Here is a 20,853-nt window from a genome sequence, read left to right on the forward strand (position 1 = left end):
GTTTTGCAACGATACGGGAGTAACTAAGCGTGACGCGTGGATCGGTTCAAACCCGCCACGCGCTGAACGAGGGGCAGGGGGTACGATGGCACAATGGGGAAGAAGCGACGCCGCTTTGCTGGGCGTCGTTGCGAAAAGCAGGTTCGGCGAATGGTCCGTTGTTCTAGCGCTGGCTGCATTGGTGGCAGGCGCGATGGCGATCACCGCGTTGATGGCAATGCCGAGCGACGCGTCCGTGCTTATCCAGCACAGTGTGACAGGCTTTTTTATGGCGGTATTTTTCCTGGTCGGGCCATCGGCGCATCTTACCGGCGCGGTCTTCGGGCTGATGGCGCTGGGTCGTCCAAACGACAATCGTTTGCTCGGCCTGGCTGGCATCGTGGTCAACGGCGCGTCGCTTGCCGCCGGGGTGTTCATGCTGTGGGCCATGGCATCGACCATAGGCGCGTTTACGTGATTTCGGGCAAATCTTCCGGACGCAAGTGGCCTACGCGTCGGGCTACGATCGGCGCGGGCTGTGCCCCAGCGCCCTGAGCGAGCGCGCCATGTTATGCCGGGCCTGGGTTTCGAAGCGCCGGCGGAATTCCTCGCTGTGGAAGATATGCGGACGCGCGAGGAAGCCCTCTAGCACTGCGGCACGGCCGGCCCGCCACATCGGCTCATCGACCCACTGATATTCGCGGCGGACCGCCTGTTCATAAGCGTCGAACGCCTCGGGCGCAGCACCCAGGATCGCCAGGTCCATGTCGAGGAACAGCGCCGCGTCGCGAACCGAATGCTGGTCGCCAAGGGGCGGCAATTCGTGGCCGGCGGTGGCGGTGATCATCGCCGCGATGTGGCCGAGGCGTTGTGCATCGGCGCGACCGGCGAGCTTTTCCTCGGCAAGTGCGGCACTCCTCGCCTCATTGTCGTTGGCGCGGCTGTCGTAGATCGCGTCGTGAAACCAGATCGCTGCCTCGACTGCTTCAGGATCATGCAACAACGCCTTGTAATCATTGGCCAGCGCCAGCATCGCCTCGATGTGGCCAAGGTCGTGGTAGTGGCGATCTTCGGCCTCATAGAGCGCGGAAAGCTCGCGCTTCAGGGTCTCGTCCATCAAGGTTGCGTTTTCCATGGCTGCTTGAAATTCCGCCAACCAAATCCATTTCACGAAGCACTAAGGAAAATTGAGTTCACCCGTGCTATGATCTGGCTTATAGGTGCGGCCGGAGAATAGGCAAGCCGCCAACCGAGACATTGGATGGCCGAGACATTGGATGGCTGGAGACATCAGATGAACAGCGTTACGATTTCCCGTCCCACCAGGGTGCAACCGGTAGATCCGATCTGGCGTTCGATCCGCGACGAAGCGATGGAAGCGGTCAACCGCGATCCGCTGCTGGCGGCGTTCCTCTATTCGACCATCCTCAATCAGGAAAACCTGGAAGAAGCGGTCATTCACCGGCTGGCCGAGCGCCTCGCCCATCAGGACATCGGCTCCGACCTCATCCGCCAGACGTTCAAGGCGATGGCGGCCGACGACAAGGACTGGTCGACGACGGTGCGCGTCGATATCCAGGCCTATTACGACCGTGATCCGGCATGCGACCGCTTCATCATGCCGGTGCTCTACTTCAAGGGTTTTCACGCCATCCAGACGCACCGGCTGGCGCATTGGCTGTGGAACCAGGGCCGCCAGGACTTCGCGCTGTATTTGCAGAGCCGGTCGTCCTCGGTGTTCCAGACCGACATCAATCCGGCTGCCCGCATCGGCAAGGGCATCTTCCTCGACCACGCCACCGGTCTCGTCGTCGGCCAGACGGCGGTGATCGAGGACGACGTCTCGATCCTGCACGGCGTGACGCTGGGCGGCACCGGCAAGGCCGGCGGCGACCGCCATCCCAAGATCCGCTACGGCGTGCTGATCGGCGCCGGCGCCAAGATCCTCGGCAACATCGAGATCGGCCATTGCTCGAAGATCGCGGCCGGCTCGGTGGTGCTGTCGCCGGTACCGCACAACAAGACGGTTGCCGGCGTGCCGGCCCGCGTCGTCGGCGAGACCGGCTGCGACCAGCCTTCGCGGCAGATGGACCAGCTGTTGCCATCGCAGACGATGGACCACGTCGTCAGCTTCGACATCTGAGTGCTCGGGCAGGGGCTTGTCGCGTCGGACCAACTGTCGATGTCGGCGCCGCAGCGCAAACCTGAGGCGATTGCCCGTGTTCTCTCGCCGGCTTGCCTTTACATGGCCATTGTCGACGTGCCAGAAGCGCGCTCAAACGAAGAAGCCGACGATCGGAGAAGACTGTTGAAGCCGGACGAAATCAGAAAGCTGGACGCCTATTTCAAGCGCACCTTCCAGAACCCTAAACTCGAAGTGAAGGCGCGGCCGCGCAAGGAAGATTCGGCCGAGGTCTATGTCGGCGACGAGTTCCTCGGCATCGTCTTCAAGGACGAGGACGATGGGGACTATAATTTCTCGATGGCGATCCTCGACATCGATCTGGCCTGAGCTGGGAGTTTAGCTGGCCGCTACGCCTCAAGTGCTGCGGCGATACGGAACCTTGCAGGACGCCGGTGGGACAGCGCCCCCCTCTGGCCTGCCGGCCATCTCCCCCACGAAGGGGGAGATTGGCAGCCTCGGCGCTGCGCTCTTCCTGCAACATTGGAGATTGGCGAAAGCCAAGATGACGGCCGATCTCCCCCCTCGTGGGGGAGATGTCCGGTAGGACAGAGAGGGGCGCGAAGGATCGCTACGGAACGGCTCGTTTCGTTGCTTATCGCCCGGTCTTCTGCACACGCGCTGCTTCGGCAGAAATCGCCGCGTCGAGCCCCTGCCAGTCGCCCAGGAATTCCCGGGGGAAGCGGTAGGTGAGGCTGAGATTGTCGCCGACCAGGATGTCGCGTTCGCAGGGCGCCAGCGATTCGTCCGCGCTCGGGCCGCTCAGGCAGCGTGCGACGAACGGATCCTCGCCGGGGCGATCGGCGACCGCCAGCACTTCGTTGAGATAGCCTGATTTTTCGCTGAAGGTGTAAAGCGTGGTGCCGCCAGGGCCGGGCGTACCCGGCTTGGCGATCAGCGCGCTGTAGATCGGCGCGAAGCGGCCGCTCATGTCGCGCGACATCATCTGCGGCTCGAACGACAGGAAGACGATGTCCTTGCTGGGTCCGGTGTGGTTGAAGTCGTTGCGGGCAGCCTCGCTGTAGCCGTCCATCTCGGGATAGCGCAGATAGAGGTCGAGTCGCGAGGCGATGCCGTCGCGCCGGGCCTGGGCAAAGCGGATGACATTGGCCGGCACGGCTATGACGTTGTTGCCGATGACGACCCTGTGGACCGTGGTGTCGTCGGTGTACCCGGCCATGGCGATCGAGCGGCCGAACCATTTGCCGCCGAGGCTGATCGCCACCGAAACCAGTGCCAGCGTCGCGAATGCATAAAACACCCGCCTCATCAGCGTCGAATCGACGACGCTGAGTTGCGGGCCCTCAGTGGCGGCTGTCTGCTTCATCGCGACCCTCGTTTGCCGTCCCATCGGGTGTGCCTGAACGGCACATCTCGGCGCGGCACGGCTCTTGCTTCGCAGCTTTGCGGGCGACTGTGCGATTTCATGGTAAACGGAGGGTAAAGATGGGCCCGGTCGAACAAATCATATTCAGTTTTATGGCTGGGCTGACGGCTTGCGGCCTGGCCGGATCGGCGATGGAGCTGATCGCCGGCCGCAGGCTTGCCTTCGTCCAGCCTTATGTATCGTCGAAGCACATGCTGCGCTCACTCGCCGCAACGGCTTGCGCCGGGCCGCTGATGTTCGCCAACGAGGCGCTGGACGCCTGGCGCGAGCGTCGCATCTCGGTGCTGGGGCTGATCTCCTGCGGCTGTACGGCGACCATCTGGGCGCTGGCGCTGGGCATGGTGGTGATCGCCATTGCGTCCTGGGCGGCTTCGCTTCTAGGGTCTGGCAGCTTGTCGGTGTGAGACGATCTGGAGACAGCAATGCCGATCTACGCGATTGACGGAAAAGCGCCCGCCTTCGAGGACGCCGACAGCAATTGGATCGCGCCCGACGCCACGCTGATCGGCAATATCAGGATCGGCCGCAATGCCGGCTTCTGGTTCGGTGTCGTCGTCCGCGGCGACGACGAGCCGATCGTCGTCGGCGCCGACACAAACGTGCAGGAGCACACAATCATGCACACCGACGCCGGCTTTCCGCTGACCGTCGGCCAAGGCTGCACGATCGGCCACCGTGCCTTGCTGCACGGATGCACGATCGGCGACAACAGCCTGATCGGCATGGGCGCCATCGTGCTGAATGGGGCGAAGATCGGCAACAACTCGCTGGTCGGTGCCGGCGCGCTGGTCACCGAAGGCAAGCAATTTCCCGACAATTCGCTGATCGTCGGCTCGCCCGCGCGCGTCGTCAGGATGCTCGACGAGGACGCAGTCGCCAGGCTGCGCGCCTCGGCCGCGCATTATGTGGCAAACGGCAGGCGGTTCAGGGCGGGGCTGAAGAAGGTCTAGCCGACCCGGAAATGGCGGAGCCGGGCCTTGAGATACCGAAGCATAACCCCTTCCAAGTCAAACCGGCTGGGCGGTCGGCCGGAACAAGATCTCGTTGATATCGACGTCGTCGGGCTCGTTGATCGCGAAGGCGACCGTTCGGGCAAACGTATCTGGCCCCACGGCGATCTTGCTCACGAAGTCCCTGGTCCCCTGCTGGATATCCTTCTCGCTGATATGCTCGAGCAACTCCGTGCTGACAGCGCCCGGCGAGATCACCGTGGTGCGGACATTGTAGGGTTTCACCTCTTTCCGCAGACCCTCGGATAGCGCACGCACCGCGAACTTGGTGGCGCAATAGACCGCCGCATCCGGGTCGACCACATGGCCGTATACGGACGAGACATTGATAACGTGCCCCGATCGCTGCTCCTTCATGTACGGAAGCGCGGCCGCGATGCCGTAAAGGACGCCCTTGATGTTGACGTCGATCATCTGGTCCCATTCGTCGACTTTGAGCCGTTCGAGCGGGGCCAACGGCATGAGGCCCGCATTGTTGAGCATCACGTCGATGCGGCCGAATTCCCGGACCGCCGTGTTCACCAGGTTCTGGACCTGGCCGGCGTCGGTGACGTCCGTAGTAACGGCCTTGGCTTTGTGCCCAGCGGCGGTCAGTTCCTGGACAAGGGCGTCGATGCAGTGTGACCGCCGTGCACCCAGGACCACGGAAGCGCCTCGTGCGGCAAGATGGCGTGCCGTCGCTTCACCGAGGCCACTGCTGGCACCGGTGATGACGACGACCTTGTTCTCGATTCCTCCGGACATGAGATTCTCCTAGACAAGAATTGAAAGAGTTCAGGTGCGGGGGCCGGCCGAGGCGGCGAGCAAGGCCGATCCCGTGAGCAGGACGGCGGCGAGAAGGAAGGCGCTCCACCAGCCGGCCACGTCGAACAGCAGGCCTCCTGCAATAGCGCCGCCTGCGATCGCGAACTGGATCAGGGCAACCTGGAGTCCGCCCCCGGCCTCCAGGTCTTCAGGGATGAGCGTGGTTATCCAGGTGTTCCACGCCACCGGGATCGGGGTCGCGAACAGTCCCCAAAGAACCAGCAGGCCGGCCGTGGCGCGTGCAAACGGTCCAAAGGCAATCAGCAGTAGAGCGAAGACCGCGAGTGCACTCGGCAGCCCGATCAGCACGGCTGTGAGGTGCCGCCGGAGTACGAAGCCGACAACCGACAGTCCCGCCACGCCACCGAGGCCGACGCCCAATAGAGCCAGTGAGAGGGTGTTGACCTCAAGGCCCGTCACGTTTTCCAGAAACGGCCGCAGATAGATCGAGAGCGCGTTCTGCCCGATGAAAGCGAGCCCGGTCGCGCCCATGCCGATGGCGAATCTGCGATTCCGCAGCAGGCCGAACATGCTCGACACCGAGGCGATCTCTATCGGCGGCATCTTCGGGAGAACGGCCAACTGCCACACGAGCGCCGCAAGGCCGATGGGGACAGTGACGAAAAAGGTTGCCCGCCATCCGATCAGCGATCCGAGGAAGCTGCCGACGGGCGCGGCGATCACCAATGCGAAGGCAGTGCCACCCTGGAGCAAGGCAATGGCCTTGGGCAGGTCGGGTCCCGCGGCCAGGCGGGCCAGAATGGCCGTCGACAGTGACCAGAAACCGCCGATCGCGATGCCCACCAGCGCCCGCCCGGCCAGGAAGACCAGGAAGTTGGGAGCAAGCGCCACCGCCAGGCTCGATGCGGCCAGCACTGCCGTATAGACCAGAACCACCGTCCGTCGATCGACGTTTCGCAACAGCGAGTTGCCGAAGAGGCTGGTAACCACGGCGAAGAATCCGGATACCGCGATTGCCTGGCCTGCCTGACCCTCGGAGACGGCCAGATCCTGAGCGATCGGGGTGAGCAGGCTCACCGGGAGGAACTCCAGTCCGACCAGAAGGAAGGTCAGCAGCGACAGGCAGACCACCGCAGACCATGGGGTCGTCCCGCTGTCAGCAGCAGTGGCCTCGTCCAGCACGAAATCGATGGTCATAAGGCAGTCTCCTGTCCGTTCCCGAACTAAGTAGTCGGGCTGGCCAAATGCGACTAGCGGGTATAATTTTGATGTGGTTGTGAATGAGGCTCATCAATGCCACGCGACGAGTTCGCCGAAATGCGCGCGTTCCTGGAGATCACCCGGACGCGGAGCTTCACCCGAGCAGCCGCCAAGCTCGGGGTCACTCCTTCGGCCCTTAGCCACACCATCAAGTCGCTGGAGTCGCGGCTTGGCGTCCGTCTTCTGTCTCGCACCACGCGCGACGTGGCCCCGACGGCGGCCGGTCAACGCCTCAAGGAAGGCATCGAACCGCATTTCGAAGGCATCGCGGCTGAGGTCAGCGCTCTCGGCGTCCTTCGCGACAGGCCGTCCGGCAACATTCGCCTGGTGTGTACCGATGATTCGGTCGACATTGTCTTCCGCGCCCGGCTGCCAAAGTTCCTGAGCGACTTCCCCGATATCAATGTCGAGTTGGTGGTCGACAACGCCTTCAACAACATCGTCGAGCGCCAGTTCGATGCCGGCGTGCGTCTGGGCGAGTCCATTGCCCGGGATATGGTAGCCGTGCGCATCGGAGCCGACGTGACCTACACTGTGGTCGGCTCACCCCATTACTTCGCCCACCGGACACCGCCGGAGACGCCGCAGGAACTGACCGACCATAACTGCATCAACTACCGGCTGCCGACGTCAGGATCGGTCTATGCCTGGGAATTGCGGGAAGGAGCGCGTGAGTTCAGTGCTCGGGTCGAGGGGCAACTGACGCTTAACAACATGGGGCCGGCGATCCAGGCTGCGCTTGACGGAGTGGGCTTGGCCTATCTACCGCGTGAACTCGTCCTTCCACATATTGAGAGTGGCCTTCTCCAGGAAGTCCTGACCAAATGGTGCCCAACGTTCCAGGGTTACCACCTGTACTATCCAAGCCGGCGCCATCCCTCTCCGGCGTTTTCCGCCTTTGTCGACGCGTTCCGTATCAGGGGCAAGTAACAGCGTTTCGACGGCAAACGGCAGCTCGTATCCCACAAACGATCGTGAGACAGCGCGCCTAACGATCGAGTCGGTCAGTATGATGCTTATTAACCGAGGTATCGGCTCTCATTGTGCCAGCGCAGCGCCGCCGCATCCGGTTGCTGGCTCTTGTTGGCCGGGAGTGAGATCTCTGATCCGTGCAGTTCGTAATAGTGCCGACCGTTCTCAAATTCCTCTCGGATCCGACCGCTAACTTCAAATCGGTGGTCTTGCGACACCGTGACATAACCCTGATCAAAGAGGCTGTGGATGTCCCGTCGCATGAGGATTCCATTGCTTGCAGAGTGTTCGCCGCCATCCGCGTAAGGGCGAATATGTGCTGCTTCCAGAGCTGGTAACGTGCGCTCCTTGGTTATGGCGCAACGTCTTCCGTACAAGTCTGTCACAACGAGGCGAAATGCTCCCTGACCAAGCCGTGGTCGGATCAACGTCGGCTCCCCGTAGCGTACGGGTTCGGAGAAGCCCGTGGATTCAATAGCTGGTGCCATCGCATCTTGAACGCTTTCCCAAAGGGCCCTGCCGTCTGCTTCGTCTGTACCGTATCCTCGAAATGACACAAGGTTTCTTGCCCAAGACACAGGAGGAGGAAACCACCGGCTCTCGGGCAGAAAAAAGGGCTGTGTCAGTATTCGGCAACCGATCTCCACCGGCCCTGCTGTAGCCGGGTCCATTTTTCGGTAGCGAAGAATGCGAGTTCGCATTTCGGCAAGGCCGGTCACGCCATTCGCTACCCCGAAGGCGTCCCAGGCGAGTGACAGCGGCATGATCGTCGACGAAGCGAAGATGCCACCACCAACGATCATGTTGATAGGATAATGCAGTTTGAACAGGAACAACTCGCCCGGTTCCAAAGCTCGGAATGATTTTGGCGAAGGCGACCAGAAATTGACTTCAGTAAGCTCCGGTTGACGGCGCAACTGATTGAACCAGTCGCCATCCGTTACAGCTACCGCGATCGTGACCGCCATTGAGACCCCCATCACTATCATGCAGCGTTGCGCATGGTGATCTCAACACCATACACGTTTCAGAGGCGTCACGGCGATGTTGCGCCGTTTTGCAATTAGCGCCAACCGCTTGCTTGGAAATGGTGGAGCCGGCCCGGGGACGGGGCCGGCTCCTTAAACCCGGTCGTTGGGGACGGGGAGGGTGGGGACTCGACCGGGTTTCTCCTAAAGCGCGAAGTCATGCGACGCACTTAACCTCTGTTTTATGCATGTCGTTATCCCAAAACCGCTACGCACTTTTGGGCGACATGCCTTGGCGTCCTCAGCGGACGCTGGCGACCGCGTCGGAGCGGCCGTCGTTGATCGTCACCCAGGCGCCGGAATTCCGCTCGGACTGGCGCTTCAGGTAGGTGTAGCCGGTATTAGTCCAGGACAGCACCTTGGGCTGGAGATTGTCGAGGATGAACTCCCCAAGGCTGGTGCGCACGGTCAGCACCGCATGGCCGTCACCATTGCGCTGGCGCACCACCGTCATCAGCAGATCGCCGGCCGGCACGCCGATGCTCATCAGTTCGCGGCGCTTTTCCAGCGCATAGTCCTCGCAGTCGCCGAAGCCGCTATTGGGAAAGGACCAGACTTCCTCCTTGCCCCACATTTCCATGTCGGTGCGCGGCGCGACCTTGCTGTTGACCGAATTGTTGACCTTGACGATCGTTGCCCACAGCTTGCGGGTCAGCTCGACGGGTGCCCGGCCAGGCGTCCTCTGATTGCATTCCTGCGGAAGCTGCTGGCACATTTCGTAGTGTCCGACCGGCTGCGTGGTGCGGCCGCCGGTGTGCATGAAGGCCGGCTCCGCCGCGTTTACAGTCCCCCAACCGAAAAGCTGCATCGCTATTGCCGCCAGCAACAGCTTGCCCCTCATCCTGTTCATTATTCAGTCTCCCCGTTTGAGGAGACAATGACACGGCTGGATTTATTTGACGCAAAAGCGCGAAGTAGACATTAAGTAAAACGCCAATAGAATAAACATAAAATTTGACGCAATTGAATATAGAATTGTTAGGGTGCCCTTTGGGTGCATCCGCGACAGCGGGACAGCGCCCCCCTCTGTCCTGCCGGACATCTCCCCCACAAGCGGGGAGATTGGCAGTTCCGGCGTCCCGCTCATTCCTGCGACGCTTGAGATTGGTGAAAGCCGTTTTGAAAGCCGATCTCCCCCCTCGCGGGGGAGATGCCAAGTGGTGGCAAAGAGGGCAAGACAGAGGGGGGCGCGAAGGATCGCCAGCCTCTCTCTTCCCTATAGTGCTGACGCTTCCGCGTCAGCCGCGCGACGAGCTGAATTCGGTATCGAGCGTTTCCGGCCGCTGGATGACGGCGAACTCGATGGCGACGCCATCTTCGAAATGCCGCACTATCTGGCCGCGCATGGTGCCCAGCGTCACCTGGACGCCGATGGCCGGCTTGACGTCGATCTCGATCGCCGCGCCAGACAGCGACAGGTCGATGATGCGGCACTGGTACTGGCGCCCGTCGGCAAGCTGCAGCACGCTCGTCGGATTGCGCGGCGCCACGCGTTCATGGCGGCGGTCTTCCGGCAGGTCGAGCTCGTGCTTGTTGGCAAGCCAGGTCAGTTGCGCGGCGAGCTTGTCCCTCTTGCGCTCCGATGCGATGACGGTCATCGCAAAGCCATCCTGCAAAGTGCGAGTGATGACGCCTTCGATGCGGCCGATGTGATCGATATAGGCAATGACCTTTTCGCCAGCCAGGCCGGCGCGCTCGGTGCGCAGCGCGACGTTGCCGGGCGACATGTCGACCACCTGGCAGGGATGTTCGGTGCGGTCTTCGAGCATGAAACGTCCGTAAATTTTCACGCGGACGCGCTGAAAGTTACGCCTTTCAGCTTGGGACGGCGCATGGTCGACCGCCGCTGACCTCATCACTGCCATACCCCGTTCGGCATTCCGCGCATGGATGCGGGGAATTTCAGCGGAAAACTACAACAAAGCAGGTTAACAAAGGGGAAAGCCCGGCGCTGTTGCTTTAAGCTTTGGGCATCATTCCTCGCGTCCGCCGTCGAAGACGACCAGGTGACGGATGCGGCGGGCTTGGCCGAGCGCCGAAATCGTCTCGGGCGGGTCGAATTCCGATGGGGCGAGCGAGGGAACCTCGATCGCCGGACGGTTCCCCGGGAACATCGGCTCCTTGTCGGGATCGACGACGCGGATCGAATCGATCAACGCGTCGAGAACCGGGTCGGCGCCCAGCCAGAAGGGCTTTTCGACGGCGCTTATAACACCGAGGCAGCGCGGGCTCTCGACACCGCCGTCGAGCGGCAGCGCGAGCAGCTCGAACCTGTTGGAACGGCCGCTGCGGCTGAAACCTTCATAGGTGATGAGCACCACCGATTTCAGGTCGAAGACGCCATCGGTCAGCTTCGAGATCAGCCGCTGGTCCTTCTCGCGCCACAGCGAAGGGAATGAAAACCCCTTGAGTTCGCGGCCATAGACCGCGCAGAGCCTGGTGCCGGCGAGCCGGAACACCGCTTCGCCGCGCGTGTCCTTTTCCAGGATGAACGTGTCGGCCAGCAGCGACTTGATGTCGGCGGGTTCGACTTCCGAGCGCTTCGGGGCAGGGCGTCCGTCACGCAACCGGTTCCAATAATGGAACAGCGTGATCGATCCGGTCTGGTTCATGCTAATGCTGCTCCGCGCATTCTGTCTTCTGATGTCCCATCGGTGAACAGAAGGGCGCCCTCCGAAGACCTACATGCGTTGCGGAGCAGGATGCGTGCCAGCATCGTTAATACTTGTTCACGGGTCGGGGCGGTTAAGGTTAACAACTGGTTTACGTTGCGCGCCGGCCAGGCCCGTGGCACACCAAAACCACTCCAGAAGCGGTCGTTTTGCGACGATCGGCAGCACTTCAGTCAAGAGTTCAGGGGGAGCAAGGGGGCTCGACCAGCCGTTCAAGGGAAACCTTGGACGGCTTCTTTTTTTGATTCGGGGCTGCTGATTCGCCGTTTGTGATTCGGTTGGCCGTGATCTACATGCTCGCCAAGTCCAATCCAGCGACTGAGTGCAAGCCATATGAGCGACCCAGAAAGCCCACCGGAGATCGAGCAGGGCGAGAGCGGGCCTGTCGCCCGCGAACCGGAGCGCCGCGAACCGGTGTTCAACCTGCCGCCCGTGGTGCTGGCGGTGATCGGCATCTGCGTCGCGGTCCATCTGATCCGGGTCTATTGGCTGACCGACGACCAGGATTTCGAACTGCTTGTCCGGGCTGCCTTTGTCCCCATCCGCTATTCGGGCCGCTTCGATCTGGATTTCTTCGCGTTTTCGAGCCCCTTTACCTATGCCTTCCTGCATGGCGGCTTTGCCCATCTTGCCATCAACATGGTGTGGCTCGCGGCCTTCGGCTCACCGTTGGCCAACCGCTTCGGCGCGCTGCGCTTCAGCCTGTTCTTCGCCGCGACCGGACTGGCGGCGGTGGCGCTGTTCTGGGCCATGCACCCGCTTGGCGAGGCGCCGCTGGTCGGCGCCTCCGGCGCGATTTCCGGCATGATGGGCGCGGCGGCACGCTACGGCTTCCGCATCGACCGATCGTCGGGCAAGGCCGCCTTCGCCGGCCAGCCTTTGCCGATGGCGGCGGTGCTGCGCTCGCGCGGCGTCGTCACCTTTCTCGCCATGTGGATGGTGATCAACCTCGCGACCGGCCTCTTCGGCCTGGCGCCTGGCATTGACGGCCAGATCGCCTGGGAAGCCCATATTGGCGGCTTTCTTGCCGGCTTTTTCGGCCTGCGGTTTTTTGATCGGCGAGAGCAGGTGCCCCGGCAGGCGGACGAGCCGGAGACCTGAGACGGCCGCACTTGAAATGCAACCGTTCGCGGCGCACCATGTTCATCCCAGGGCAAGCCGGCCAGGGCAGGAGCCGGCAGGAAATGCAGAGGAGGACGCCATGACTGTTAAGGCAATTCTCGAGGCAAAAGGCCACGACGTGGTGACGCTCGGGCCGAACGAAAAGCTCAGCGAAGCCATCCGCATGCTTTCCGAACACAGGATCGGCGCGCTGGTCATCACCAACGGCGATCACAAGATCGTCGGCATTCTTTCCGAGCGCGATGTGGTGCGGGTTCTCGCCAAAGAGGGGGCGGCGGCGCTCGACCTTGCCGTCCGCTCGGCGATGACGCCCAAGGTGAAGATCTGCAATGAGAACCACACCGTCAACGAGGTCATGGAGATCATGACCAAGGGCCGCTTCCGCCATCTGCCGGTGGAAAAGAACGGGCTGCTCGACGGCATCGTGTCGATCGGCGACGTGGTCAAGCGGCGCATCGAGGATGTCGAGCGCGAGGCCGAGGAGATCAGGGCCTATATCGCCACGGCATAGGTGACGGCGGCCGGGTTGCCGGCAGGTCGATTTTTCAAGCTGCTATCGCAGTTCGTCGCGGCAGGTGCGGGCCTGTGCCGCGTCGGCGCTTGCGGCTTTGCGCTTGTCTCTTTTGGCGGTTTGCACTAGCGAAGTTGCACAGCAAAATATGCGTTCTCGCATATCCGCAATTTCAGTATGCAGGCCCTTATGAGCATTATCGACACCCGCACGCCCGACGCCAAGCGCCTGGTTCCCGGCGCCACCGGCGACTGGGAGATCATCATCGGCCTCGAGGTCCACGCGCAGGTGACCTCGCAGGCAAAGCTGTTTTCCGGCGCCTCGACCATTTTCGGCGCCGCGCCCAACGCCAATGTCAGCCTGGTCGACGCGGCGATGCCCGGCATGCTGCCGGTCATCAACGAGGAATGCGTCAAGCAGGCGATCCGCACCGGGTTGGGCCTGAAGGCCGAGATCAACTACAAATCGGTCTTCGACAGGAAAAACTATTTCTATCCCGACCTGCCGCAGGGCTACCAGATCTCGCAGTTCAAGCAGCCGATCGTCGGTGAGGGGAAGGTGATCGTCTCGGTCGGCCCGGACCGGCAGGGCGAATTCGAGGACATCGAGGTCGGCATCGAGCGCCTGCACCTGGAGCAGGACGCCGGCAAGTCGATGCACGACCAGCATGCGACGATGTCCTATGTCGATCTCAACCGCTCCGGCGTGGCGCTGATGGAGATCGTCTCCAAGCCGGATATGCGCTCCGCCGATGAAGCCAAGGCCTATGTCACCAAGCTGCGCACCATCGTGCGCTACCTCGGCACGTGCGACGGCAATATGGACGAAGGCTCCCTGCGCGCCGACGTCAACGTCTCGGTGCGCCGGCCCGGCGGCGAATTCGGTACGCGCTGCGAGATCAAGAACGTCAACTCCATCCGTTTCATCGGCCAGGCCATCGACTACGAGGCGCGCCGCCAGATCGCCATCCTGGAGGACGGCGGCAAGATCGACCAGGAAACGCGGCTGTTCGACCCCAACAAGGGCGAAACGCGCTCGATGCGTTCCAAGGAAGAAGCGCACGACTACCGCTATTTCCCCGATCCCGACCTTCTGCCGCTGGAATTCGACCAGGCCTATATCGACGAGTTGGCAAAGGACCTGCCGGAACTTCCCGACGCGAAAAAGGCGCGGCTGATCACCTCGCTCGGCCTGTCGACCTACGACGCCTCGATCCTGGTATCGGAAAAGGCGGTCGCCGACTATTTCGAGAAGGTGGCCGCTGGTCGCGATGGCAAGCTTGCCGCCAACTGGGTCATCAACGATTTGCTGGGTGCGTTGAACAGAGCCGGCAAGAGTATTGAAAATGCTCCGGTTTCGCCCGATCAGCTCGGCGCGGTCATCGATCTGATCAAGGAAGGCACCATCTCCGGCAAGATCGCCAAGGATCTGTTCGAGATCGTCTGGAACGAGGGCGGCGATCCGCGTCAGCTGGTCGAAAGCCGCGGCATGAAGCAGGTCACCGATACCGGCGCCATCGAAAAGGCGGTCGACGAGGTGATCGCGGCCAACCCGGACAAGGTCGAACAGGCGCGCGCCAAGCCGACCATGGCCGGCTGGTTCGTCGGCCAGGTGATGAAGGCGACCGGCGGCAAGGCCAACCCGCAGGCGGTCAACGAGCTGGTCAAGGCCAGGCTCGGGATCGAGTAGGATGTTCGTCCGCACCGCCGGCGAGCGCGATCTTGCGGCGGTGCGCGCATTGCTGGTCGAGACATGGCATGCCACCTATGATGCCATCTACGGCGGGCCGCGGGTCACCGAAATCACCGATGAATGGCATTCTATCGCCGCGCTCAAGGCACGGCTGACGCGGCCGAACTCGGAGTTCCTGGTCGCCGACGACGGCAAAAACATCGGCGGCATGGCTTTCGCCGCCGCTACCACGGATGCCAGGATCGTCATGCTGAACCAGCTTTACGTGCATCCGGCCTGGCAGAGGCAAGGCATCGGCCAGGCGCTGCTGGACGAGATCGAGGCCAGCTTTCCGGAGGCCCGGACGCTGCGTGTCGAGGTCGAGGAAGCAAGTGCTCCGGCTGTCGCCTTCTACCGCTCGAGGGGGTTCTTGCCCGCCGGCAACACGGCCGACTGCGGCGGCGCCTCGGGATTGCCGGCGCTGGTTTTGGAGAAGGCGATCGGCTAGCTCGTTTGCCTGGCGCTCAGTTGCGTTTCTCAGGCAGGTTGGAGCAGCCGGCAGCGAGAAACTCGCACGGCAGGCTGCCGCCGCCGCCCGACGTGTGCGGGGGCGTGGCGGCTTCGATTTTTTCCACCTCGTAATATTTCGAGGTGACACCCCATTTTTTGACGCCCTGGCACGTCGAGCGCACGCCAACCTCCGTCGCCTTTGCCGCAGTCTTGTAATAGGTGGTGATCCGGCAGGATTGGCTGACCGGCAGCGCGTTCGCCGGGCTCGTGACCGGCGGCAGGAAGTTCGGGAAGGCAAGCAGCGAGATTGCCGCAATGATCCTGACGGCGGGCATGGTGAGGGGAAGGTGCTGCATCGTTTGTCTCCATCGATGGCGCCGCTCGCTCGTGGCGCAGCGGCGCGTTTGTTCCGGCAAGATCAGGCCATGATGCCGGTGCTGCCGCATCTGCCGCGCGGGGGAAGGCGGTAGCGGTCTGAACCGCCGCCGTCATCCGCGAGCGGCCGCGTCAGGGCGTTTTCGGCTTGATGAGCGTCTCTATCGGAACGGCGACTTTTGGAGGCCGGACCGTACTGGTTCCACCATCGACGGCCAGCCCGCCGCTGTTGAGATAGCGTACCGTATAGTGCAGCTCATAGCCGGGAACTCTGATCCATGTAGGCTTGGGATTGAACTGGTCCGGCGGCCTCGAATACCACTTCGGGATCTGCATGATCTTGGAACCGGCACCGAATCCCGCAGTCTTGGCCGCTACTGCGAAGGCGCTGTCTCTGGGGTCGTTCGGCGGCTGGTCGACATTGCCGATGACGACCAGCGAATCGTATTTTCGCGCGTCCAGCCGTACTGCGGGAACGTTCAGCGCAGCCACGTCGCCTTCGCGCATCGTCAGCGCCTTCTGACGGCCATCCTCATTGGCATAGACGTTGAGGTTTATGGCCTCGGATTCCGCATAGACGACATTGTTGTGGAAGTCGCGGGCTGGCAGGCGTGTGAGGCTGTCGAAGGTCACTTCAACCGTCGGCTTGGCTATGGCGTCCGTCACCACCAGGTTGCGCCGCGGCACCGTCCAGAAGATGAGATCATCGCCGGTGGCCTGCGTGCCGGCGTCGGAGCCGTCTATTGCCGAGCATTTCGAATTTGGAACCGGCGTCGTCACCGGCAGAGGTGCCGAAAACGAGCTGCGAACCTGAGCGTCGATGTAGTTGCCGACGTTGAAAACGTCTTCGAGGATGTTGCCGCCCTCGAAGCTCGCCGGGCCGGGTTGCGAGCGGATGATGACCTGGCTGGAATCGGTCTGCCAGCCGCTGCAGAAGACGTTGACGTCTATGGGAATGCCGATGTGGCGGTCGGAGGTCACCGGGATCGAGACTTTGATGGTCAGGATGTAAGGAACTTTGACAAACCAGCTGTTCGGCTGGTTCAGCATCTGCGTCGCAAAGCGCGACGGCCGCCATTGCTTCAGCGATTCGATCGATGCGCGTGATGATCGTCCCTGGGCGGCCAGCTGTGCGTTGGTGGCGTCGACCTTGGCTTGCGCCAAGTTGCGGACGGTGTTGGTGATCAGGAACACGCCGAGTTCGGCTTTGCAGGGCCTGTTCGATTGTGTGGCGTTGCATGGGGCAAGTGCCGCACTGGGAACCGGCGGCCCCGACGGCGGCGGCTGGGCGGCCGCGGCGGCCGCCATCAGGCAGAAGAACAGCATCGTGCAGGTTTTCAACATGGTATCCTCGCTCTTTCGGTTGGAAACCACCCTCCGGCTAGACAACACCATTTCTTCGACAGCGGTTCATCGCCCGCATGGGGGACGAACCGCGAAAACATCGGGCCGGCCCAGCGACGTCGAGCCGCCGTCCTTTCGGATTGGATATCTACTGCTTCACGACGCCTTTGGTTGTCGCCATCGGCGCGACGACCTTGGGCTTGGGGGTTTTCGGGCCGGGGTCGACTACCAATGCGGCCGTGCAGGAGCATTTGCCCGAACCGCAGTTCAGGTCGCCCTTGCACATTTTGGAATGCCGCATATCGGTGCAGTCGGCGGTCCCGGAGCAGGAGCAACTGCCTTGCCCAATCGTTCCGGACTGACATTTGAAGCTCCATGCCGGATCGGCGGCAAGGCCGGCCACAGCGAGCGATACGGCAAAAAGCGTCGTCGAGATGAGCTTGCGCATGAATACCTCCCGGTTCTATCGAGCGATGGAACCACGAAGCAGCAACGCCTTCATCTCCCGCGCGGGGGACGAACTCGCATACCGGTGACGATCGTCAATGCTGTCCCTTCAGCACGACGAGATAGCCGCGTTCGACGCGAAGCCGGAACGCGATTTGCCCTGCAGTGCCGGGATCCTTGGAAACCTTGTCGATGACATAGCCGCTGGGATGCGAGCCAAGCCATTCTTCCGGTTTGTCGGTGCTTTCGAACGGCTTTTGCAACCGGGCCAGGAAGCCGACTTCGCCCTGATAGTCGAAAGCCACGGCCCAGTCCGCATCCTTTCGCTCGTAGATGAAGTTGGCGAGCGGCGTCAGATCAAAGCGTTTGAACGCGGTTGCCGATGCCACCGCGTGGCCAATGCCGAAAATGACAAGCATGACGATGGCCGAGCTCTTCAGCCTGGCGAGCGGGATCTCCGCCATGAAATAGCCGAACAGGATGACCACGAACGGCAACATCGGCACGACATAATGAGGCTGCTTGCCGGATATCGCGCTGAACACCAGAAACACGGCAGCGAACGAGAATGACAGCAGGCGCAAGGCGCGCAGATCCGGCGACTTCGCGTCGATCAGGCCGCGTATCCGCGTGCGCAGCTTCAACCGCCACACCTCGGGTATGAAGATCCACGGTATGAACATGACGGGCAGCAGCAGCAGATAGAAATAGAACGGCCGGCCATGCGAATTGCGCAAATTGCCGGTGACGCGCCCCGCCGACTGGTTCCAGACGAGATCATAAACGAAATTGCCTTTTGTCAGGATGGTCGCCGGCACCAGCCAGATCGCCACCGGAATTAGTGCGGTGAGCAGGGCCAGGCCCACTCCAGCGAGGAAGTTCGGTGTCGTCAGTCCCGCCCGCCGGTCGCGCCAGAACGGGTAGAACAGGATGGGCGCGCCGATATGGATCAGCACCACTGGGCCTTTCGTCAGCACGCCCATGCCGATGAACAGCCCGGCCAGAACGGCCTGCCAGCGGTTGCCGCTGCGGGCAAAGGCAATCAACGACAACAGCGCGGCGAGCACAAAGACCGTCAGCAACAGGTCGAACAGGATCAGCGTCGAATAGATGACGAACACGCTGCTTCCGGCAACCAGCCAGGGGATGCGCCGCGCGATGTCGTCGCGGCCCGGAAACAGGGTCTTTGCCAACGCCGTCGTCAGCCAGATGACGAGCGAGGAGGCGGCGAAGATGACCAGCATCGCCGCCGGCCGGCTGGCGCCGAAAATGTTCCAGACAAGGTCGATAAGCCAAAACAGCAGTGGCGGCTTCTGCAGATAGGGCGCGAAATTCATCGTCGGGACGAAGATCTGTCCGCTCAGATACATTTCCCAGGTGACGCTGAGATATCGCGTTTCGTCGACGGGCAGCAGTGGCCGGAAAGCGACCGCGATTACGATCAGCCCAAGCAGAAAGAGGTAGGGGAGCAGTCGCTCGGTAGATGTCGGTGTCAAAGATCGAGATCCGCGCCAGAAACCATTTTCATTCCAGCCGAGCATAGTGCCGCGTTTCTGGACCGCGAACGACCGCACCATGATTTTGGCCGAATTGCAACGATGCCGGTTTCGTTTCCCAGATTTTGCGGACGATGGTGTCAAAGGTTTGAGAAACTTACCGGCCGAGTCATTTGGACCACCGCCGGTTCGAGGAAACTGCGCAAATCAACTGGAGCGCAACGGCGGTGACAATTCGCGCATCAACAGTTCGAGCTCGCGCTGATCGCCGGTACCGGTCTTGTCGAAGATCGTCGCCAGCTGCGACTTGACGGTGCCGTCCGAGACGCCGCCGGCCGCGGCGATTTCCTTTCGCGTCAGGCCGGCGGCAACGTGACCGGCGACTCGCCTTTCTGCCGCGGTCAGTCCGAACAGCGCCGCAATGGCGTCCAGCGCCGGGGTCGGTGTCGAACCCGCCGCGGCGATGAAGATCGCTGCGGCGGCGCGTTGCGAGATGCGCGCCGAGATTTCACGCCGCGCCAGCGGCATGACATGGGCCACCGCCGGAACCACCGTCCTGGCCAGGGGAATGTTGATGCCGCAAGGTCCGAGCGCGAATTCGTCGCGCGTGCCGAGCTGGACGGCACGGCCGATCGCGGCGTTGGCGTTGGCATAGGTGAAGGAAAGCTGTCCGCGCACGCTAGCGACCGAGATGTTTTCGGCGAGCAGCGCTTCGGCTGACGGGTTGGCGAAGATGATGGTCATGTCTTCGGCCACGATCAGCACCGGATGGTCGAGGCTTTCGATGATGGAGCGGAAGATTTCGGCCTTGCGCCGCTCGGCCTCGAACAGGTCGCCGATGGTCACCGCGCGCCGCACATGCGGTGCCAACAGGCAGACAAGCTCGAGATCCTCGCGGGAAATCTGGCGCCTGTCCTTGTCGGTCACCACCATCAACGTGCCGATCCGGGTCGGCCGCTTCATCAACGCCACCCAGAAGAAATCGTCCAGGCGGTTGGGTTGCACCCATTCGCGCACGATGCGGCTTTCGAGCCATCTCTGTCGCGTATCCGGGCCTTGCAAAGCGTAGATCGAATCGACGGTGAACGGCACGTCGATCTCCATCTTGGGAACCGCCGCATAGAACGGCACTTGCGAGCCGTAGTCATGCTTCAACGGCTCAAGAACTGCGGGATCGCCGCAGGACACCGAAAATCGCGCGGAGCTGCTGATCGTGTCGATGACGGCGAGCATGGCAAGCTGGCCTTCCGCCAGATTGCAGATGGCCTCGAGTGTCGCCTGCCAGCGGTCGACGTCGGCAATCGAATCGTAGATCGCCTCAACGACCTGCGGCAATGCGCGACCGGCCGTGCCCGCCAGCGATGACATGAGCCCCTCTCATTTGCCGTCCTTGAGGCAACGAAGCTTCAACTGCTAGAATAACGCTGCGTAAGGTTGCCAACAACCTATTTCATCTGCTTCGGACGGCCGCGAAAATAGCATGAACGTATCGCTTTCCCGTCAGCCATTTGCTCGCCTGTTGCGGCAAGACCCTTGCCTTCGCAATGCCGTGACGCCATAAGCAGGAACAGGCGCCGCAGCCGCCGCGAGGACTTGCTTCAAGGACTTGCCACGAGGATTTGGATGAAGACTTTCCTTCTGCAGTTTTTCACCTGGTGGAACAGCCAGACATTGGGAACGCGCTTCCACACCTGGCGGCACGGCAAGAAGGTCGGGCAGGACGAGGTCGGCAACGTCTACTATGAGGGCGGCGTCGATTCGGAAGGCCGCACCCGTCGCTGGGTCATCTACCGCGACTATTCGGAAGCCTCGGCGATTCCGCCCGGCTGGCATGGCTGGATCCATCATCGTGTCGACGTTGCGCCGCCAAGCGAAGACTACAAGCCACGCGACTGGCAAAAGCCGCATGTGCCGAACCTCACCGGCAGCCCCGCGGCCTATCGCCCGAAAGGCTCGGTGCTGACCAACCAGCATCGTCCGCAGGTGACGGGCGACTACGACGCCTGGACGCCTGGTTCGTGATCGATCGCCGCGACACGCGCGCGGTCCCCACGGGGGCGGTCCCACGAGGGCGGTCCTTTGTCGCCACAATTGCTGTTTAGCTGTTTGCTGATCCGACAGC

General features: G+C 62.1%; 24 protein-coding genes. 11 read left to right on the plus strand and 13 right to left on the minus strand.

The window, feature by feature from the left end; genetic code table 11:
* Nucleotides 1–115: 115 nt before the first annotated feature.
* Nucleotides 116–457: a hypothetical protein gene (locus tag NKH90_RS13355; RefSeq protein ID WP_352819719.1), complete on the plus strand. Its 342-nt coding sequence runs from the start codon at nucleotides 116–118 to the stop codon at nucleotides 455–457.
* A gap of 42 nt (nucleotides 458–499) precedes the next feature.
* Here the strand turns inward: NKH90_RS13355 and NKH90_RS13360 are convergent, their stop codons facing one another.
* Complete coding sequence (locus tag NKH90_RS13360) at nucleotides 500–1,114, minus strand: HD domain-containing protein (protein WP_352819721.1); 615 nt, start codon at nucleotides 1,112–1,114, stop codon at nucleotides 500–502.
* Nucleotides 1,115–1,273: 159 nt separating this feature from the next.
* Here NKH90_RS13360 and cysE point away from each other — a divergent pair, with 159 nt between their 5' ends.
* Both cysE and NKH90_RS13370 read left to right on the plus strand, forming a co-directional pair.
* Nucleotides 1,274–2,122 carry a serine O-acetyltransferase gene (gene cysE / locus NKH90_RS13365; RefSeq protein WP_023717455.1) on the plus strand — a complete coding sequence of 283 codons (849 nt, stop codon included), beginning with the start codon at nucleotides 1,274–1,276 and terminating at the stop codon, nucleotides 2,120–2,122.
* A 165-nt stretch (nucleotides 2,123–2,287) separates the two neighbouring features.
* The gene (locus tag NKH90_RS13370; protein WP_023674799.1) at nucleotides 2,288–2,491 is read left to right on the plus strand and encodes a DUF3126 family protein; all 204 of its coding nucleotides are present in this window, start codon (nucleotides 2,288–2,290) and stop codon (nucleotides 2,489–2,491) included.
* 265 nt (nucleotides 2,492–2,756) lie between these two features.
* Here NKH90_RS13370 and NKH90_RS13375 read toward each other — a convergent pair whose 3' ends face one another.
* Entirely contained in the window at nucleotides 2,757–3,488 is a 732-nt protein-coding gene (locus NKH90_RS13375) for a hypothetical protein (protein ID WP_352819723.1), read from the minus strand.
* Nucleotides 3,489–3,607: 119 nt separating this feature from the next.
* Between NKH90_RS13375 and NKH90_RS13380 the strand changes: the two genes are divergently transcribed.
* The gene (locus NKH90_RS13380) at nucleotides 3,608–3,952 is read left to right on the plus strand and encodes a DUF6949 family protein (RefSeq protein WP_254817711.1); all 345 of its coding nucleotides are present in this window, start codon (nucleotides 3,608–3,610) and stop codon (nucleotides 3,950–3,952) included.
* Nucleotides 3,953–3,970: 18 nt separating this feature from the next.
* Nucleotides 3,971–4,498 (plus strand): gamma carbonic anhydrase family protein, encoded by a 528-nt coding sequence (locus NKH90_RS13385; protein ID WP_352766737.1) that lies wholly within the window; start codon nucleotides 3,971–3,973, stop codon nucleotides 4,496–4,498.
* A 57-nt stretch (nucleotides 4,499–4,555) separates the two neighbouring features.
* Here NKH90_RS13385 and NKH90_RS13390 read toward each other — a convergent pair whose 3' ends face one another.
* Together NKH90_RS13390 and NKH90_RS13395 are read right to left on the minus strand one after the other, a co-directional pair.
* Nucleotides 4,556–5,302, minus strand: a complete 747-nt coding sequence (locus tag NKH90_RS13390; protein ID WP_352819725.1) for an SDR family oxidoreductase — start codon at nucleotides 5,300–5,302, stop codon at nucleotides 4,556–4,558.
* A 30-nt stretch (nucleotides 5,303–5,332) separates the two neighbouring features.
* The gene (locus tag NKH90_RS13395; protein WP_352819727.1) at nucleotides 5,333–6,520 is read right to left on the minus strand and encodes an MFS transporter; all 1,188 of its coding nucleotides are present in this window, start codon (nucleotides 6,518–6,520) and stop codon (nucleotides 5,333–5,335) included.
* Nucleotides 6,521–6,616: 96 nt separating this feature from the next.
* Here NKH90_RS13395 and NKH90_RS13400 point away from each other — a divergent pair, with 96 nt between their 5' ends.
* Nucleotides 6,617–7,513, plus strand: coding sequence for a LysR family transcriptional regulator (locus tag NKH90_RS13400; protein WP_352819729.1), 897 nt, complete (start codon nucleotides 6,617–6,619; stop codon nucleotides 7,511–7,513).
* An 89-nt stretch (nucleotides 7,514–7,602) separates the two neighbouring features.
* Here NKH90_RS13400 and NKH90_RS13405 read toward each other — a convergent pair whose 3' ends face one another.
* The 4 genes from NKH90_RS13405 to NKH90_RS13420 all read right to left on the minus strand — a co-directional run bounded on the left by NKH90_RS13405 (nucleotide 7,603) and on the right by NKH90_RS13420 (nucleotide 11,195).
* Entirely contained in the window at nucleotides 7,603–8,523 is a 921-nt protein-coding gene (locus tag NKH90_RS13405; protein ID WP_352819731.1) for an HNH endonuclease, read from the minus strand.
* A gap of 301 nt (nucleotides 8,524–8,824) precedes the next feature.
* Nucleotides 8,825–9,424 carry a transglutaminase-like cysteine peptidase gene (locus NKH90_RS13410; RefSeq protein ID WP_352819766.1) on the minus strand — a complete coding sequence of 200 codons (600 nt, stop codon included), beginning with the start codon at nucleotides 9,422–9,424 and terminating at the stop codon, nucleotides 8,825–8,827.
* Nucleotides 9,425–9,821: 397 nt separating this feature from the next.
* Nucleotides 9,822–10,439 carry a PilZ domain-containing protein gene (locus NKH90_RS13415; protein ID WP_352458466.1) on the minus strand — a complete coding sequence of 206 codons (618 nt, stop codon included), beginning with the start codon at nucleotides 10,437–10,439 and terminating at the stop codon, nucleotides 9,822–9,824.
* 117 nt (nucleotides 10,440–10,556) lie between these two features.
* Nucleotides 10,557–11,195, minus strand: coding sequence for a PAS domain-containing protein (locus NKH90_RS13420; protein WP_023674809.1), 639 nt, complete (start codon nucleotides 11,193–11,195; stop codon nucleotides 10,557–10,559).
* Between the two features lie 393 nt (nucleotides 11,196–11,588).
* Between NKH90_RS13420 and NKH90_RS13425 the strand changes: the two genes are divergently transcribed.
* The 4 genes from NKH90_RS13425 (at nucleotide 11,589) to NKH90_RS13440 (ending at nucleotide 15,067) form a co-directional block, all read left to right on the plus strand.
* The gene (locus NKH90_RS13425; protein WP_352614202.1) at nucleotides 11,589–12,356 is read left to right on the plus strand and encodes a rhomboid family intramembrane serine protease; all 768 of its coding nucleotides are present in this window, start codon (nucleotides 11,589–11,591) and stop codon (nucleotides 12,354–12,356) included.
* 100 nt (nucleotides 12,357–12,456) lie between these two features.
* Nucleotides 12,457–12,888 (plus strand): CBS domain-containing protein, encoded by a 432-nt coding sequence (locus tag NKH90_RS13430; protein ID WP_023674810.1) that lies wholly within the window; start codon nucleotides 12,457–12,459, stop codon nucleotides 12,886–12,888.
* 189 nt (nucleotides 12,889–13,077) lie between these two features.
* Nucleotides 13,078–14,577 carry an Asp-tRNA(Asn)/Glu-tRNA(Gln) amidotransferase subunit GatB gene (gene gatB / locus NKH90_RS13435; RefSeq protein WP_352819733.1) on the plus strand — a complete coding sequence of 500 codons (1,500 nt, stop codon included), beginning with the start codon at nucleotides 13,078–13,080 and terminating at the stop codon, nucleotides 14,575–14,577.
* Between the two features lies 1 nt (nucleotide 14,578).
* Nucleotides 14,579–15,067 carry a GNAT family N-acetyltransferase gene (locus NKH90_RS13440; protein ID WP_352593824.1) on the plus strand — a complete coding sequence of 163 codons (489 nt, stop codon included), beginning with the start codon at nucleotides 14,579–14,581 and terminating at the stop codon, nucleotides 15,065–15,067.
* 16 nt (nucleotides 15,068–15,083) lie between these two features.
* On the opposite strand, the gene NKH90_RS13445 is transcribed toward NKH90_RS13440, so the two are convergent.
* The 5 genes from NKH90_RS13445 to NKH90_RS13465 form a co-directional block, all read right to left on the minus strand.
* A complete protein-coding gene (locus NKH90_RS13445) occupies nucleotides 15,084–15,425 on the minus strand; it encodes a hypothetical protein (RefSeq protein WP_352501642.1) in 342 nt (113 codons plus the stop codon).
* 151 nt (nucleotides 15,426–15,576) lie between these two features.
* Nucleotides 15,577–16,788 (minus strand): hypothetical protein, encoded by a 1,212-nt coding sequence (locus tag NKH90_RS13450; protein ID WP_352684853.1) that lies wholly within the window; start codon nucleotides 16,786–16,788, stop codon nucleotides 15,577–15,579.
* 148 nt (nucleotides 16,789–16,936) lie between these two features.
* Entirely contained in the window at nucleotides 16,937–17,236 is a 300-nt protein-coding gene (locus tag NKH90_RS13455; protein WP_352472757.1) for a hypothetical protein, read from the minus strand.
* Between the two features lie 94 nt (nucleotides 17,237–17,330).
* Nucleotides 17,331–18,731: an ArnT family glycosyltransferase gene (locus NKH90_RS13460; protein WP_352819736.1), complete on the minus strand. Its 1,401-nt coding sequence runs from the start codon at nucleotides 18,729–18,731 to the stop codon at nucleotides 17,331–17,333.
* 207 nt (nucleotides 18,732–18,938) lie between these two features.
* Complete coding sequence (locus tag NKH90_RS13465; RefSeq protein ID WP_352766720.1) at nucleotides 18,939–20,099, minus strand: helix-turn-helix transcriptional regulator; 1,161 nt, start codon at nucleotides 20,097–20,099, stop codon at nucleotides 18,939–18,941.
* Between the two features lie 255 nt (nucleotides 20,100–20,354).
* On the opposite strand from NKH90_RS13465, the gene NKH90_RS13470 reads away from it, so the two are divergent.
* Nucleotides 20,355–20,753: an NADH:ubiquinone oxidoreductase subunit NDUFA12 gene (locus NKH90_RS13470; protein WP_023674818.1), complete on the plus strand. Its 399-nt coding sequence runs from the start codon at nucleotides 20,355–20,357 to the stop codon at nucleotides 20,751–20,753.
* Nucleotides 20,754–20,853: the final 100 nt, after the last annotated feature.

Origin of the sequence: Mesorhizobium sp. M0898, assembly GCF_040319695.1 — a bacterium.
Lineage (GTDB): Bacteria > Pseudomonadota > Alphaproteobacteria > Rhizobiales > Rhizobiaceae > Mesorhizobium.